The organism is Bifidobacterium longum subsp. infantis ATCC 15697 = JCM 1222 = DSM 20088 (genome assembly GCF_000269965.1).
Lineage (GTDB): Bacteria > Actinomycetota > Actinomycetes > Actinomycetales > Bifidobacteriaceae > Bifidobacterium > Bifidobacterium infantis.
The window spans coordinates 2,257,106-2,273,898 of the sequence record NC_017219.1 but is presented as its reverse complement, the minus strand read 5'-3'; the positions used below and the strand labels follow the sequence as shown (position 1 = coordinate 2,273,898).

At 58.4% G+C, this 16,793-nt stretch carries 12 protein-coding genes; 11 read left to right on the top strand and 1 reads right to left on the bottom strand.

Annotated elements, in window-relative coordinates; genetic code table 11:
* Positions 1 to 445: 445 nt before the first annotated feature.
* From BLIJ_RS10690 to BLIJ_RS10655, 8 genes are all read left to right on the top strand, one after another.
* Positions 446 to 2,053 carry a type 2 periplasmic-binding domain-containing protein gene (locus BLIJ_RS10690; protein ID WP_012578330.1) on the top strand — a complete coding sequence of 536 codons (1,608 nt, stop codon included), beginning with the start codon at positions 446 to 448 and terminating at the stop codon, positions 2,051 to 2,053.
* Between the two features lie 106 nt (positions 2,054 to 2,159).
* Complete coding sequence (locus BLIJ_RS10685; RefSeq protein ID WP_012578329.1) at positions 2,160 to 3,131, top strand: ABC transporter permease; 972 nt, start codon at positions 2,160 to 2,162, stop codon at positions 3,129 to 3,131.
* Positions 3,132 to 3,143: 12 nt separating this feature from the next.
* Entirely contained in the window at positions 3,144 to 4,079 is a 936-nt protein-coding gene (locus tag BLIJ_RS10680) for a carbohydrate ABC transporter permease (RefSeq protein WP_012578328.1), read from the top strand.
* A gap of 61 nt (positions 4,080 to 4,140) precedes the next feature.
* The gene (locus BLIJ_RS10675) at positions 4,141 to 4,818 is read left to right on the top strand and encodes a YesL family protein (RefSeq protein ID WP_012578327.1); all 678 of its coding nucleotides are present in this window, start codon (positions 4,141 to 4,143) and stop codon (positions 4,816 to 4,818) included.
* Between the two features lie 27 nt (positions 4,819 to 4,845).
* The gene (locus tag BLIJ_RS10670) at positions 4,846 to 5,937 is read left to right on the top strand and encodes a LacI family DNA-binding transcriptional regulator (protein WP_012578326.1); all 1,092 of its coding nucleotides are present in this window, start codon (positions 4,846 to 4,848) and stop codon (positions 5,935 to 5,937) included.
* Positions 5,938 to 6,035: 98 nt separating this feature from the next.
* Positions 6,036 to 7,946, top strand: a complete 1,911-nt coding sequence (locus tag BLIJ_RS10665; protein WP_012578325.1) for a glycoside hydrolase family 32 protein — start codon at positions 6,036 to 6,038, stop codon at positions 7,944 to 7,946.
* A 168-nt stretch (positions 7,947 to 8,114) separates the two neighbouring features.
* Positions 8,115 to 8,387, top strand: coding sequence for an ACT domain-containing protein (locus tag BLIJ_RS10660; protein ID WP_012578324.1), 273 nt, complete (start codon positions 8,115 to 8,117; stop codon positions 8,385 to 8,387).
* A gap of 135 nt (positions 8,388 to 8,522) precedes the next feature.
* Positions 8,523 to 9,887 (top strand): PFL family protein, encoded by a 1,365-nt coding sequence (locus BLIJ_RS10655; RefSeq protein WP_012578323.1) that lies wholly within the window; start codon positions 8,523 to 8,525, stop codon positions 9,885 to 9,887.
* A 650-nt stretch (positions 9,888 to 10,537) separates the two neighbouring features.
* On the opposite strand, the gene BLIJ_RS10645 is transcribed toward BLIJ_RS10655, so the two are convergent.
* Positions 10,538 to 11,200 (bottom strand): tRNA (cytidine(34)-2'-O)-methyltransferase, encoded by a 663-nt coding sequence (locus tag BLIJ_RS10645; RefSeq protein ID WP_014485112.1) that lies wholly within the window; start codon positions 11,198 to 11,200, stop codon positions 10,538 to 10,540.
* 20 nt (positions 11,201 to 11,220) lie between these two features.
* Here BLIJ_RS10645 and BLIJ_RS10640 point away from each other — a divergent pair, with 20 nt between their 5' ends.
* From BLIJ_RS10640 to rpoB, 3 genes are all read left to right on the top strand, one after another.
* Positions 11,221 to 12,177: an HhH-GPD family protein gene (locus BLIJ_RS10640; RefSeq protein ID WP_012578320.1), complete on the top strand. Its 957-nt coding sequence runs from the start codon at positions 11,221 to 11,223 to the stop codon at positions 12,175 to 12,177.
* A 64-nt stretch (positions 12,178 to 12,241) separates the two neighbouring features.
* A complete protein-coding gene (locus tag BLIJ_RS10635; RefSeq protein WP_014485111.1) occupies positions 12,242 to 12,964 on the top strand; it encodes a hypothetical protein in 723 nt (240 codons plus the stop codon).
* A gap of 236 nt (positions 12,965 to 13,200) precedes the next feature.
* On the top strand, positions 13,201 to 16,764 hold the full coding sequence (rpoB, locus tag BLIJ_RS10630; protein ID WP_012578318.1) for a DNA-directed RNA polymerase subunit beta: 3,564 nt from the start codon (positions 13,201 to 13,203) through the stop codon (positions 16,762 to 16,764).
* Positions 16,765 to 16,793 lie beyond the last annotated feature (29 nt).

The following is a 16,793-nucleotide window of genomic DNA, read 5'->3' as shown; positions in this document are numbered from 1 at the left end:
GCTACTGTTTGGTTTGGTGCTGTCTGATCGTATCCGTGCGCTTCTTCTTCCTCCTGAAGGAGGGGAGCACCTTTTGTAAGTAGCGGCCGACTTGGTGGCCGTCATGTTCGGCTACTCTTTTGTGCGTACAACGGACGGGTTGTACGTGCATTTGATGGAAAAAGATACGTTATACGAGTAACGGCGTGTCGCGATGTGGGTGATTCCGGTGTTCTGCGAGAACGGCAGTATGGAGCCGAAGTTTACGTTTGCGGCGCTGGGTGGACTGGTCAATGAGAGTGTTAACTATTGAGATAAACGATTAACATTTGACATTAATCGATTAACGTCTTATAGTGTTAACCACCGCAAAGCAATAGCCACAAAGTAAGTGGGCGGCGGAAATTTCGCCGGTGCTTCTCGTATCGGTGCGATGAGGAAACATCAAGGAAGAAGGAGCCTAATCATGGCACGAAGAAGTGTTCGCCTGTTGGCATCAATAGCTGCAGTCGCGACTATGGCCACGACGTTTGCCGCCTGCGGCAACAAGCAGGCCACCACAGACGAGAACGGCAAGCCAATCGTCAACATTCTGGTTCGTCGCAACGTGACCGACCATCCGATGCAGGACACCCAATACACCAAGGATCTGGAAGCCGCCTGCGATTGCACCATCAAGTGGCAGGAAGTCTCCGACAACGCTTGGGGCCAGCAGAAGAGCGCCAAGATGGCCGCCGGTGAATTCCCGGACATTGGCTTGAGCTTGTTCAGCATGGTGGATGCGGCCAAGTACAGCACCTATTTCGAGGATCTCAAGCCGCATCTGGACAAGATGCCGAACGTCAAGAAGTTCCTCAAGGCCCAGCCGGGCGCCGCGAAGTACGTTACCGATGGCACCAAGATCGCCATGCTGCCCTCCGACCGCGGCAAGGGTTACGAGGTTTCCGGCACTCACATGTTCATCAACAAGACCTGGCTGGACAAGCTGGGACTCCAGATGCCGACCACTTGGGACGAGCTCGAGAACGTGCTCGATGCATTCAAGACCCAGGATCCGAACGGCAACGGCAAGGCTGATGAGGTGCCGATGAATATCCGCAGCCTCGGTTTCGGCCTGTGGAGCCCTCTGGCGCTGATGAACTCCGAAGGCGTGGTCACCTCCTTCATGGGCGGCGGCGCTTCCGAACAGGGCTATTATGTGGACAACGGCAAGGTTAAGAGCTATTACACCTCCGACGCGCTCAAGGACGTCGTCTCCTACCTGCACGGACTCATGGCCAAGGGCCTTATCCCGAAGGATGTGCTCACCCGCGACGCCTCGCAATACACTTCGCAGACCGTCAGTGACGGCAAGACCGCGCTGACCGGCGTCTCCTTTGGTTGGTCCAACTACGCCGAATACGGCAACGCGCTTGGCGACCAGTACGTCACCCTGCCGCCGCTGAAGAAGGACGCCTCCACGCCCGACTCCCAGGTCAAGTGGGATTATTCCCAGGACGCCTGCCGCTGGGCCTACTCCGGTTCCGGCCTGACCGTCAACCCGAACGCAGCCAACCAGGACGCCATCTACAAGGTGATCGACGCCATGTACGGCGAGAAGCTTTCCGTGGCTGGATTCTTCGGCTCTATTCCAGATATCGTCTCCGATGACGGCGACCACCAGTACACCATCGACAAGGCTAAAGCTTACGCCGAATATCCTGATACCCGCGCCGTCGCCCTGCAGGACCGCTTCGGTGGCTGGATTCGCGACGACGTGAAGATGGTCAACGACACCAACGCCGACCAGGTCACTGCGTCCGACTTGGCCATTCGTGAGGCGCGCAACCGCGTCGACGGCGTCAAGGATGTCGTACCGATTTACGTGCGCCCGAATACCGAGGACTCCAACACCCTGCAAAACAACAACACCGCCATCTCCAACTACGCGAACAACCAGATCGCGAAGTGGGTCCAGAAGGGCGGCATCGACAAGGAATGGGATGCCTACGTGAAGAAGGTGTCCGAACCGACCCTCGGCCTCGACGCCAACATCAAGATTTGGCAGAAGTGGTACGACAAGTACACCAAGTAGCCAAGTAATACCGCGGGGTCCATCGCACGGGTTCGTTTCTCTCCCGTGACTGCCGCCGGACCCCGCATTTTTGTTCCCTAGCAATCATCCTAAATTGGAGACCAACATGAGTGCACAAACATCGCAAGGCGTTGCTGCACGGACCGTGGCGATGGAAGCGGCTCCCGACCGCAAGAAACCAGGTCTGCTCGATCGCATCGCCGACCATTTACGTCGCTACTGGCAGTTGTGGATTCTTTCCGCTCCGGCATTGTTCTTCGTGGGACTGTTCTCCTACGTGCCGATGTGGGGCATCCAGCTCGCCTTCCGCGAGTTCGATCCGACCAAAGGCCTGACCGGCGGCAAATTCGTCGGTTTCAAATACTTCCTGGAATTCTTCCACAACCCGCTGTTTGGCGAGATCATGACCAACACCATCCGCATTTCCCTTTGGACACTGGTCATGGGCTTCATCTTTCCGATTATTCTGGCCCTGCTGATCAATCAGATCGGTTCTAAGAAAATTAAGGGTTTCGTGCAAACGATCACCTACATGCCCCACTTCATCTCCGTGGTGGTCATCGTCTCCATGCTCAACATCTTCCTGACTCCTGGTACCGGCATTCTCGGTCGCTTCTTCGGTGATGAATCACTGATGGGCTCCACCAGCGCCATCACCGCGGTCTATTGGATCTCCGAAGTCTGGCAGCATGTTGGTTGGAACTCCATCATCTACCTGGCTGCGCTCGCCGGTGTGAACACATCGCTGTACGAGGCGGCGAAGATCGACGGTGCAGGCCGTCTGCAGTTGATTCGCTACGTCGATATTCCTGCGATCATGCCGACATGTGCGATCCTGCTCATCATGAACATGGGTTCCGTGCTCAACGTGGGCTTCGACAAGATCTATCTGATGCAGAACTCGCTGAACATGCCGGCCACCGAAGTCATCGCCACATACACCTACAAAATCGGTATTATCAATGGCCAATACTCGTATTCGACGGCAATCGGCCTGTTCAACACCTTGGTCAACTTCATCTTCTTGATCACCGCGAATGCAATCGCCAAGCGCGTTTCCGATACGAGCATTTTCTAGAAGGGTTTTATCATGTCTGCAACAATTGAGGCTGTTACCCAGAACAAGAACGACATTCCCTGGAACAAGCACGTGCGCCAGAAGCAGAAGCCGGGTGACCTGGCGGTGTCAGGCATCATCAATGTGCTGCTGCTCCTGACCATTGTGGCGGTGCTCTACCCGCTGTGGTTCGTGGTCATCGCATCATTTTCAAATCCGAACGCCGTGGCCGGCGGTGAAGTGCTGCTGCTACCCAAGGGTGTGACCTTCGTTGGCTATGCTAAGGTGTTCGCCAACCAGCGCATCTGGCAGGGCTATCTCAACACCATCATCTATTCGGTGGTCGGCACCGCGGTCAACATGGCAGTGACCATTCCCTGCGCCTTCGCGCTATCCCGTCGCGAGTTCAAGCCGCGACGCGTGATCATGTTCCTGTTCACCGTGACCATGTTCATCGCTGGCGGCCTGATTCCGAACTACCTGCTGTACAAGAGCCTCGGCATCAACAACAGCATGTGGGTGTTCATCCTGCCTGGCGCGGTTTCCGTGTACAACGTGATCGTGGCCCGCTCCTTCTTCGAAACCTCTATCCCCGAAGAGCTCTTCGACGCGGCCCAGATCGACGGGCTGAGCTACTTTGGCTACTTCTTCAAGATTGTGCTGCCGTTAAGCTCCGCGATTCTGGCTGTAATTGGTCTGTACTACTTTGTCGGCCACTGGAACGACTTCATGACGGGCCTTATCTACATCACCGACGACAAGAAGCAGCCATTGCAGGTGGTGTTGCAGCAGTTGCTACTGGTGGCGCAGGGTACTGGAACCAATGTCAACGCGGCTGCGCAGCAGCAGGCCGCCGATCAGATCAAGTTCGGCATCATCATCGTCTCTACCCTGCCTCTGCTTGTGCTCTATCCGTTCTTGCAGAAGTACTTCAACAAGGGCGTGATGCTCGGTGCGGTCAAGGGTTGAGTCAAACGCAATCCGACAAGAGACAACCAATCTAAAAGCCAGCCGATAGAAAGGATTCGCTATGCTTGCCCGCTTCTCTGTGGCCTACGAGCGGTTCTGCCGTCTGCTAGTCACGATTTTCGTGGTCAACGTGGCCATACTCGCGCACACTCTGATGGGAGCCGTCGTGCTGGGATTTCTCCCCTCACTCGCAGCTACGTACTCCACGTTCCGCATGTGGTTACTTTCCGAGGACCGTTCCATATGTGCTAAGGAAGTATGGAAAACATTCCATGGCTTTTGGAAAAGCGAATTCAAACGTGCGAATCTTTTCGGTTGGCCGTTGATCGTTCTCTGGGCTGTAATCATCATCGATTGCTGTATGATGAGCAGACATGCCCGCAACAGTTTTGATATTGCGATTTCCGGTGTGCTTCTGCTGCTCATTGCGGTTCTCGTGATGTTCACCTGCTTGGTTTGGGTAGTGCGCGCGAATTACGCGGAACGTTCCGTCTGGATTGTCCGCACGACGTTGGCGATGATTGTGGCACGCCCGTTGTGCAGCCTTCTGCAGGTTGGACTGCTGATTCTTACCGTGCTTGTATGGGTGCAATGGCCTGGAATTCTCATGGTGTTCGGCTTGTCGCTGCCGATGTTCTGCACAGCCTGGATTATTTATTCATTCGGCCGTCTGCCTGGAATGGACATTCATGACCGCATGGAACAGAGCGCGGGCCACGCCCGAAACCAGACATCGTGACATGTTCGCAAAAAGGGGGGTGATAAAATGGTGCAGTCGTCAGTAAGTCAACGAGTGAACAGGTCCAAACGATTGGTATCCATCAAAGACATAGCTAAGGAAGCGGGTGTTTCCGTATGCACTGTGTCTTTGGTTATGAACAACAAGGATCACAATCGCGTCAGCAAGGCGGTTGCGCAGAAAATCCGTGCGACTGCCAAGAACATGGGGTACAAGCCCAATTCTGTGGCGCGCACCCTACGTACCAGCAAATCCAATACTCTGGGATTCGTCACCGATGAGATCGCCACGACCCCGTACGCGAGCAAGGTACTCGAAGGTGCGCAGGATGCTGCGAGCAAGCTCGGATACATACTGCTTACCACGAACACCAATAATGACGCTGAACTCGAGAACCAAGAAATATCCGCCCTGCTCCGATACAACGTGGATGGCTTCCTATACGCCATGATGTTCCACCGCAAAGTGGACATTCCCGAAGTCTTGGAAGGCAGCCCGACCGTGGTGGTGGACAGTGAGGATGCAGCGGGGCGAGTTCCCTCAGTCTACCCCGATGATGAACTGGCGGGGTATGACGCCACCGACTGTCTGATCAAAGCTGGATGCAGACGCATTGTCTACTACGGTTCCGCAACTCCCATCGTCGCGCAAGGTCAACGTCTGACTGGTTACCGACGTGCGCTTGCGGAAGCGGGCATTCCATTCGATGACGCTTTGGTCGTCAATGTATTGGAGACGACCAACGCTGCTGCTGAGGCGGCGCGGGTGTTCGACGAAATCAAGCCGGACGGCATCTTTTGTTTCAACGATGTGCGCGCCACTTTCATCTACGAAGCCGCACGCGAACGCAGAGTGCGCATCGGCGCTGACGTGTCGGTGATCAGCATCGATAACCAGCCGTTCATCACTAATGTGATCAAACCATCACTGACTACGCTGGAACTGCCCCATTATGAGATGGGTTTTGAAGCGGTTCGGCAACTTGTCGCCATACTTGACGGCGACAAGGCCGTAGCTGATCTTGAGTCCGATCGTGGCATGGCGGTGCAGAGGCAACGTGATGGCAGCAAAACAGCATTGCGCTGCCGCATCATCGAACGCGATTCCATCGTGTTGTGACGGGTGTTCCCCTTTTTCATATTTAGTTTTCCGATTATCAGTTTTTCAATGCGTAGCCACGTGATATCTGATCATGTGGCGCTGTGGAGGAAATTATTATGCCTGACAACTATTCCGTTGCCATCGAAACCGGCGGCTACCGCTTGCTGGAATTGTTCGCCGAAAGATGCGGCGATGACGCTGCCGTCACCATTACAGACGGGGACGGCCATCAAATCGCCAGCCATGTCATGCCGGTGGCCGAGCGTCGCCACCGTTTCTTGATTCCGGTGCCGACAAACGTGTGTCTCACGGTGAGAGCGCGCCAACTGACCGTGCGGTTCGCCTACTTGTCCGAGTGTGAGAATCTTCTTGATGAAGGCGTGCGTTTCATCAGCATGAATCCATATGACAATGAATGGGATACGCAGCCGACGCTGGATCAGATCTATGATCGTTTCGCTCGCCCTGCGGCGCATTTCGAGCCATTCGCTCGCTGGATGAATGATCCTAACGGCCTGTGTCGTTTCCAAGGACGCTACCATCTGTTCTACCAATTCAATCCGTATGGTTTTGGCTGGGACAATATGCACTGGGGCCATGCAGTGAGCCGCGATCTGGTGCATTGGACGCATCTGCCAATCTTCCTCGAACCGCAGCCGGAGCTGCATATCGACGAACGCATCGTTGGCGGCGCGTTCTCCGGATCCGCGGTGACGGTGGATGCGTGTGACAATCCCTGCAAGGGTGATGATGCGGCCGCTATTCGCCTGTATCTAACCCGGCACCTGGAGACTCGCGGAGACGAATCGTCTGTTACTGAATACCAGACCACCTGCTTGTGTGAGGATGGCGTGCATGTGAGTGTCGAATCTCCAGTCGCGTTGCGCGTTAACGATGGTTTTGGCTTCGATTTCCGTGATCCGAAGGTGGAAACCGGCATGGGCGGCGAGGCGATCGATCCGGAACGCGCTTACATGGTGACCGCCACGAATCTGCCGGTCGCCGAATTCGATACTGATGCTGTGTCCTCCGCGGCGCCTGGCATCAGCGTACAGGGTACAGACGGCTGGTTTACGTGCGGTCCGCAAGGCATGCCCGGCACCGACAAGCCCAATATGGATACGGTGCCTGCCATGGCGCTCTTCTCCGCGAAGAAACCGCTCAAGCGCAACGTGACGTGGCAGTATGAAGGACCGGTGCTCGCCGACTTCGGCCACCAGCTGTCACGTACCTACGAATGTCCTGACCTGTTCCAGCTCGACGGCAAGACGGTCGCCATCGGAGCTTTGATGCACTACCGTGACAAGCAAGGTCGTTTCCAGCAGGTGCGTTGGTATGTTGGTGATCTCAAGGACACCGCCGATGGCCCACGTTTGCAGGTAGGGAACAGCGATTGGTGCGATTTCGGTACCGGCTACTACGCGACACAAAGCTTTGCTGCCGACGACGGGCGTCGTATCGTGTTCGGCTGGTATACCGACTTTCCCGCGATGCGTGTGGAAAAGCCGTGCATCGCTAACGGCATGATGTCGCTGCCACGTGAACTGCACGTGCGTGACGGCCGCTTGACCAGCCGTCCTGTCAAGGAAGTGTACGAGCAGCTGCTAGGCGATCGTTTGGAAGCGCATGCAGACGAAAACGGGACCTTCTTTATTGTGCCGAACAACGCGTATTACACGGACATGCATCTGGCTGACGATGACGATTTCACAATGCTCATCGCGACTGGTACCAATTCCGCCAATGGTAATTCGATGGAATTGCAGCTGCAGCGTCGCGACGGCGTGACCCGACTGGTCACGAAGGGAACAGTCGTGGACGACATCGATTTCGATAGCGGCATCGCCGATGTGCGTCGCGTCGAAATCTTCTTCGACCGTAATGTGGTGGAAGTCTTCCTTAACAACGGCGAAGCGGCCGGCAGTATGCTGTTCCAAGGTGCGGACGGCGATGGCGAGTTCCGTTTTGTTGCTGACGGCAAGGTCGATTGCGTGGATGTGCGTGTGCTTGACGGCATCTGGCGGTGACATACAGCTGCTGCAGCGGTAGGTGGTAACCGGCAGTCATCTCAGTATGTAAGGCAAAACAGACGAAAGGCACGTGTTTTGGCACGTGCCTTCCCTATACTTGAGGGCACGTCCGGCAATTCGCCAAGACGGTAACTGGATATTCACACCTCACGTTTAGGGAGTTCCATGAACAAGGCAATCATCACCGTCGTCGGTCAGGATACTGTCGGCATCATCGCACGCGTCTGCACATACCTTTCCGAACATCAGGTCAACGTGCTTGACATTTCCCAGACCATCATCGACGGTTACTTCAACATGATGATGATTGTCGACTACGCCAACGCGGACAAGGACTTCGGCGCGATGGTCGGCAACCTTGAGGACCTCGGCGACGACATCGGCGTGCGCATCCGCTGCCAGCGTGAGGAAATCTTCACCAAGATGCACCGTATTTGAGGCGACCGGCTCAGCAGGCCGCCTCACGCGAGGAGGTGGAAAGCCCGGTGGGCTTTCCGCTGACGGAGCCATCCTTATCCCTCTGATGAGGGTGACCGCCAAACTAGTCTTCAAATATCCTGTAAGGAACAAACCATGCTGAACATCATGGAGGTCCACGAGACCAATCAGATGATCGAGCAGGAGAAGCTCGACGTCCGCACCATCACCATGGGCATCTCGTTGCTCGACTGCGCCTCGGACGATGTCGACAAGACCTGCGACAACATCTACCGCAAGATCACTACCTATGCCAAGGACCTCGTTTCCACCGGCAAGGCCATCGAACGCGACTACGGCATCCCGATCGTCAACAAGCGCATCACCGTCACCCCGATCTCGCTGGTCGGTGCCAGCTCCTGCAAGACGAGCGAGGACTTCGTCAAGATCGCCCACGCGCTTGACAAGGCAGCCAAGGAAGTCGGCGTCGACCTGATCGGCGGCTACTCCGCACTCGTCTCCAAGTCCATGACCCCGGCCGAGGAGTTGCTCATCCGCTCCCTGCCGCAAGCCCTTTCCGAGACCGACATCGTCTGCTCGTCCGTGAACGTCGGCTCCACCAAGACCGGCATCGACATGAACGCGGTCGAACTGCTCGGCCACATCATCAAGGACGTTGCCGAGCGCACCGCCGACAACGACTCCTACGGCTGCGTCAAGTTCGTGGCCTTCTGCAACGTGCCTGACGACAACCCGTTCATGGCCGGCGGCTTCCACGGCGTCACCGAAGGCGACGCGGTCATCAACGTCGGCGTCTCCGGCCCCGGCGTGGTCTCCCGCGCGCTCGATGCGGCCAAGGGCAAGGACTTCGAATTCCTGTGCGAGACCATCAAGCGCACCGCGTTCAAGATCACGCGCGTGGGTCAGCTTGTGGCTCAGGAGGCTTCCCGCCGCCTCGGCATCCCGTTCGGCATCATCGACCTGTCGCTCGCCCCGACCCCGGCCGTGGGCGACTCCGTGGGTGAAGTGCTGGAGAAGATCGGCCTCGAACAGGTTGGCGCACCGGGCACTACCGCGGCGCTCGCCATGCTCAACGACCAGGTGAAGAAGGGCGGCATTATGGCGTCCTCCTACGTGGGCGGCTTGTCCGGCGCGTTCATCCCGGTCTCCGAAGACAAGAACATGATCGACGCGGCTTCTTCCGGTTGCCTGACCCTCGAGAAGCTTGAGGCCATGACCTGCGTATGCTCGGTGGGCCTCGACATGATCGCCATTCCGGGCGATACCTCTGCTTCCACCATCTCCGGCCTGATCGCCGACGAAGCCGCCATCGGCATGGTCAACCAGAAGACCACCGCCGTGCGCGTGATTCCGGTGGAAGGCAAAGGCGTAGGGGAGATGGCCAACTTCGGCGGCCTGATGGGCTATGCGCCGATCATTCCGGTGAACCAGACCAGCTGCGAGGCTTTCGTGACCCGTGGCGGCCGAATCCCTGCGCCGATTCACAGCTTCAAGAACTGATTCGGTAGGGTATCTGCTTTCAGAGAGGTACATTTGCGCAGATAGGTATCTGCTTTCAGAGAGGTACCTCAATCAAGAAACCCCGAGTACGAGCGTTGATATTTCAACATTCATACTCGGGGTTTCTGCGTAGGTATCCCTTTGAAAGCAGAACGCATTCTGCAAAAGCCCGAATGCACCCCCTCCGAAGGCGGATATCGATTTGGATGACCTTTCGAGAGGTCTATTCCCGTTTCAAGGGGCTGATTCCGACTTTTCTGAAGGTCTACTGCCGCTTCGAGGGGCTGATATATGCGAAGACCCCGAGTATAGGCGTTGATATTTCAACGCCTATACTCGGGGTCTTCGTCCTTTGACAGCCCCTTGAAGCGGCAGTAGACCTCCGGCGGATGCCAAATCAGCCCCTCGAAGTGCCGATAGACCCATTTTTGCGTTCATCTCCACAATGATGGTCGTGCTGCGAGGCTTGATGTTTCCTCTCTCACGCCTGTCGGTGTTCGTTCGTCGTCGCTACTCGAAGGCCCACCGGGCCTTCTCCTCACGCTCCGTCCTGCAATTGTGGTCTCGCTGCGCGAGGCTCAGGGTTTCCTCTCTCACGCCTGTCGGTGTTCGTTCGTCGTCGCTACTCGAAGGCCCACCGGGCCTTTTCCTCACGCTCCGCCCTTGAAATTCAGTTGGCGCCAGGCTTCGTAGATGGCGATGGACGCGCAATTGGTGAGGTTCAGGGAACGCAAGGACGGGCGCATGGGCAGTCGCACCTGTTCGGCCACATGCGGGCCTTCCATGATGTCCATCGGGTCGGGGATGTCGCCGGGTTCGGGGCCGAACAGCAGGATGTCGGTCGGCTTGTATTCCACTTCGGTGTACAGCTTGGTGGCATGTGCGGTGAACGCGATGATGCGCGAATTGGGCATGGACTCCACCAGGTTGTCGAAATTCGGATGCAGCACCACGTGGGCCATGTCGTGGTAGTCGAGGCCTGCTCGGCGCAGCTTGGTGTCGCGCAGGTTGAAACCCAACGGCTCCACCAAATGCAGGATGGTGCCGGTCACCGCGCACAGGCGGATGGCCGAGCCGGTGTTGCCGGGAATACGCGGTGAGTAGTAGCACAGGTGCGGTGTTACGGTTTCGGTGGTGGCGGCCTTTTCAGCCGAGAGCATCGCGTCCACCACGGAGATGGGGTTGCCATGCGCGTCGGTTACGAGTTCGTCCGGTCCGTAATTCGATTTACGGTACCCGTACTCGAACATCGTCTCGACTTTTGTTTCGGGATTCTGCGCGTTCTGCGAATTCTGTTCTGCCTCGTTCGTCATAGCTGCTAAGAATAAGAACGATGAACGACACAGCAATTTCTTTACGGCTCGGCGCATGGTGGGAGGCCAATGCGCGTGACTTGCCATGGCGCTTCGGACGGGCCACGCCGTGGGGCGTGCTGGTCAGTGAGGTGATGAGCCAGCAGACGCAGATGAGTCGTGTGGTGCCGTATTGGAACGATTGGATGGCACGCTGGCCTGACGCCCGTGCTCTTGCCGCAGCACCTAAAGCCGATGTGATCACCGCATGGGGCCGGCTTGGCTATCCTCGCCGTGCGCTGCGATTGCGGGAATGCGCCCGCGTGGTGGCGGAAGAATATGGCGATGAGCTGCCTCGCACCTACGACGAGCTCGTCGCTCTGCCCGGTATCGGCGACTACACCGCCTCCGCCGTGCTGAGCTTTGCATTCGGTGAGCGCATTGCGGTGATCGATACGAATATTCGCCGCGTGCTGAGCCGCGTATTCCTCGGCACCGAATCTCGCGGGGGAGCGGCGAGCCCGGCCGAACGCGCGCTCGCCAACCGCATGTTGCCCCAAGACAGGGTTTGTGGGGACGGTGCCGATTGCACGGACCATGCATATCGATCCGGCGAACACACTTTCCTGCAGCGCAGCGAACCTCCATCGGTCACGTGGAATCAGTCGGTGATGGAATTGGGCGCGGTGGTTTGCACAGCCAAGACGCCGTTATGCGAGATTTGCCCGATTGCGGATGATTGTGCATTTCTCAAAGCCGGCCGCCCCGGACTGGGGGAGCGCCGCACCCGCCCGCGGCAGCGATTCCAAGGCACTGATCGTCAGGTGCGCGGTCTGGTGCTCGCCGCGCTGCGCGAGCTTCCCGCTGGAGTCACGTTGCCCAGGGAAGATGCCGACAAGCTTTGGAAGGACCAGATTCAGCTTGCCGCCTGCATCGCCAGCCTTGACGATGACGGCCTGATCGAGATTCTGGACGGCGGCCTGCGACTACCCAACTGACATTGTGAAAAATGGCGGGCTCCCCAAGCGTGTATGGGTGTGGTGACCGTAGACTGGAAGGGTTATGGCAGTGCAGAGGAACACATCAGGCGCGAGAACGGCACGCGGAGCCGGTACCGGGGCCAATGGGCCATCCGGCGGGCCCGCCCGAAACGACCGTTCCGGCAAGCCGCGCAAGCGCAAGATCAGCAAAAAGCAGCAGGCCATCTATCGTCGTCGGCGTATCGTGGCCGGTACGGTGTTGCTGCTGATAATCGCGCTGATTGTATTCTGCGTGTACAGCCTTGGCCGGGGTATCGGTGCCGTGAACACGATGATTCACCATGACGAGGTGTATGCGATTTCCCGCGACGCCACGCCGGCGCCGAAGAAAGTCAGCAACGTCAAGGATTGCTCGGCCAGTGATGTGACATTGCAGCTTTCCGTGGCCTCCCAATCCGTGCCGGTAGGAGGATCGCTTGATTTCACCGCGACCATCGTGCACGAGGGGTCAGGCAACTGTTTGGTGGACGGGTCCGATTCCGGCCGTGTGCTTACCATTACTTCCGGTCAGGAAACGATTTACAAGTCCGATGTGTGTCCGGCGGATTCGCGTCTGCTGCTGATGGCTAAGGGTGATAAGGACGTTCAGAAGGTCACGTGGAATACCAATGCGAACGCCACGCTCACCGAATGCACGGATGAGTCGGGTTGGGCCAAGGTCAATGCGGGAACGTACGTGGCGCAGTTGAGTTTGAAGGATCATCCGAAGGTGAAGAGCGATCCGGTGACGTTTACGGTGGGGTAGGACCTGCGGTTGGTGTTTGGACGCTGGGTCTCTCCCTCAGTCTCGCTCCGCTCGACAGCTCCCTCGTCAGCGGGAGCTAAAAATGTCCTCGCATATCAGTATTCTTTTGACTTTGCATGAGGTGTGTCATATTGCGGGCATGCCGTCGACAATGAAGCGTCCGCATAGGCATATGGTGGCCATGCCGGCGCTCCCAGGGGAATTACCACATATTAGCGAGCGATAAGGAACGTCCATTGGCTACTGAGTCTACGACGAACACCACCACCATCATCGCACGCGCCGACCAGCATGACATTGATCTGCACAAGGCGTCGGATCGCGTGAACTTCGGTTCCATCAAGGAACCCATCGATGTGCCCTACCTGCTGGGCGTACAGACCGACAGCTTCGATTGGCTGATCGGCTCTGACCGCTGGAAGGCGCGCGTCGAGGAGGACGAAAAGAACGGTACTAACACCGTGGCCCACACCTCCGGCCTCGACGAGGTCTTCAACGAGATCTCCCCGATCGAGAACTTTGCACAGACCATGTCCCTGACCTTCTCGGACCCGTACTTCGAGGAGCCGCGCCACACCGTGCAGGAGTGCAAGGAGAAGGATTACACCTACTCCGCACCGCTGTACGTGAACGCCGAATTCGAGAACGGCGACACCGGCGAGATCAAGTCCCAGACCGTGTTCATGGGCGACTTCCCGCTGCAGACCCCGCACGGTACCTTCATCATCGGCGGCACCGAGCGAGTCATCGTCTCCCAGCTCGTGCGTTCCCCGGGCGTCTACTTCGACCGCCAGCAGGATCGCACCTCCGATAAGGAAGTCTTCGGCGCGAAGATCATCCCGAGCCGCGGTGCATGGCTCGAGTTCGAGATCGACAAGAAGGACCAGCCGCAGGTGCGCGTGGACCGCAAGCGCAAGCAGTCCGCCATCGTGTTCCTCATGGCCATCGGCATGACCAAGTCCGAGATCGCCCAGGCCTTCAAGGATTACCCGCTGGTGCTCGACGCCCTGGAGAAGGAAACCCTCGAGACCCAGGACGAGGCCCTCGTCGACCTCTACCGCAAGATTCGTCCGGCCGACACCCCGACCCCCGAGGCCGGCAAGAACCTGCTGGACTCCTTCTACTTCAACACCAAGCGCTACGATCTGGCCCGCGTCGGCCGCTACAAGATCAACCGCAAGCTGGGTGTCGAGGCCGATTTCAACGACCGTTCCCTCCACCAGGAAGACATCATCGCCACGATCAAGTATCTGGTGGCCCTGCACGACGGTGCGGCGACCTTCCCGGGCAAGCGCAACGGCGAAGATGTTGACCTGCGCGTGGACGTCGACGATATCGATCACTTCGGCAACCGTCGTATCCGCCAAGTCGGCGAGCTGATCCAGAACCAGCTGCGTACCGGTCTGAGCCGTATGGAGCGCGTGGTGCGCGAGCGTATGACCACTCAGGACGCCGAGGCCATCACCCCGCAGTCCCTGATCAACATCCGCCCGGTGAACGCCACCATCAAGGAGTTCTTCGGCACTTCCCAGCTCTCCCAGTTCATGGATCAGAACAACCCGCTGTCCGGTGTGACGAACAAGCGTCGTCTTTCCGCACTGGGCCCCGGCGGTCTGTCCCGCGACCGCGCCTCCATGGAAGTGCGCGACGTGCACCCGTCCCACTTCGGCCGTATGTGCCCGATCGAGTCTCCTGAAGGCCCGAACATCGGTCTGATCGGCTCCCTAGCAACCTTCGGCCGCGTCAACCCGTTCGGCTTCATCGAGACCCCGTACCGCAAGGTCGTCAACGGCCATGTGACCGACGAGGTCGAGTACATGACCGCTGACCGCGATCTTGACCACGTCATCGCCCAGGCCAACCAGGAGCTCGACGAGAACGGCAACTTCGTCTCCAAGTCCGCCCTTGCCCGAGTCGGCGAGGAAGAGGCGGTCGATGTGCCGGTGAGCTCCGTGGATTACATGGACGTCTCCCCGCGTCAGATGGTCTCCCTCGGTGCCTCCCTGATCCCGTTCCTGGAGCATGATGAGGGCCACCGTGCACTGATGGGTACCAACATGCAGCGTCAGGCCGTGCCGCTGATCGAATCCGAGCGCCCGCTGGTGGGCACCGGCTCCGAATGGCGCGCCGCCAACGACTCCGGCGACGTCATCAAGTCCGAGAAGGACGGTGTGGTCACCTACGTGTCCGCCGACCTGATCCGCGTGATGAACGACGACGGCACCACCAGCTCCTACAAGCTGGCCAAGTTCCAGCGCTCCAACCAGACCACCTGCTACAACCAGCGTCCGATCATTCATGATGGCGAGCGTGTGGAAGCCGGCTCGGTGCTGGCCGATGGTCCTGCCATCCAGAAGGGCGACCTGGCCCTGGGCAAGAACCTGCTCATCGCCTTCATGCCTTGGAACGGCTACAACTACGAGGATGCTGTGATCATCTCCCAGCGCCTCGTGCAGGACGACACCCTCTCCTCCATCCACATCGAGGAGTACGAGATCGACGCCCGCGAAACCAAGCTGGGCGCCGAAGAGATCACCCGCGATCTGCCGAACGTCGGCGAGGACGCTGTGGCCAACCTCGACGAGCGCGGCATCATCCGCATCGGCGCCGAGGTCGAGGCCGGCGACATCCTGGTCGGTAAGGTCACCCCGAAGGGTGAGACCGAGCTGACCCCGGAGGAGCGCCTGCTGCGCGCCATCTTCGGCGAGAAGTCCCGCGAGGTGCGCGACACCTCCCTGCGTGTGCCTCACGGCGAGACCGGTACCGTCATCGGCGTCAAGGAGATCACCCGCGAGGATGCCGAGGAGGACGGTGACGAGCTGCCCAACGGCGTCAACCAGATGATCCGCGTCTACATCGCCCAGCACCGTAAGATCACGGTGGGCGACAAGCTCTCCGGCCGCCACGGCAACAAGGGCTGCATCTCCCGCATCCTGCCGGAAGAGGACATGCCGTTCCTGGCTGACGGTACTCCGGTCGACATCATGTTGAACCCGCTGGGTGTGCCTTCCCGAATGAACCTCGGTCAGGTGCTCGAACTGCACCTTGGCTGGATCGCCCACTCCGGTTGGGATATCTCCCTTGACCCGAACATGGAAGCCGAGTGGAAGAAGCTGGTTCCGTCCGGTGCCGAGAAGGCCGAGCCGAACACCCCGGTCGCCACCCCGGTGTTCGACGGTGTCAAGCCCGAGGTCCTGAAGGGCCTGCTGTCCACCACGCTGCCGAACCGTGACGGCGACCGTCTGGTCGGCCCCGACGGCAAGGCCACCCTGTTCGATGGCCGTACCGGTGAGCCGTACACCAAGCCGATTTCCGTTGGCTACATGTACATGTTGAAGCTGCACCACCTGGTCGACGACAAGATTCACGCTCGTTCCACCGGCCCGTACTCCATGATCACCCAGCAGCCGCTCGGTGGTAAGGCCCAGTTCGGTGGCCAGCGCTTCGGCGAGATGGAGGTGTGGGCCCTTGAGGCCTACGGTGCCGCCTACACGCTGCACGAGATGATGACCACCAAGTCCGATGACGTCGACGGCCGCGTGCGCGTCTACGGTGCCATCGTCAAGGGCGATAACCTGCCTCCGGCCGGCATCCCTGAGTCGTTCAAGGTGCTCCTGAAGGAAATGCAGTCCCTGTCCCTGAACGTCGAAGTGCTCAACGCCGAAGGCGTGGCCATCGACATGAAGGATGAGGATGACGATCCGGCCAGCTCCGCTGACGACCTCGGCTTCAACATTGGCGCCCGCCCCGACGCGGCCGCCAAGGAAGACCAGAAGGCCGAAGAGCCCGAATACCAGTGATCCCTCGGGCTGCATGCGGTCAATACGCC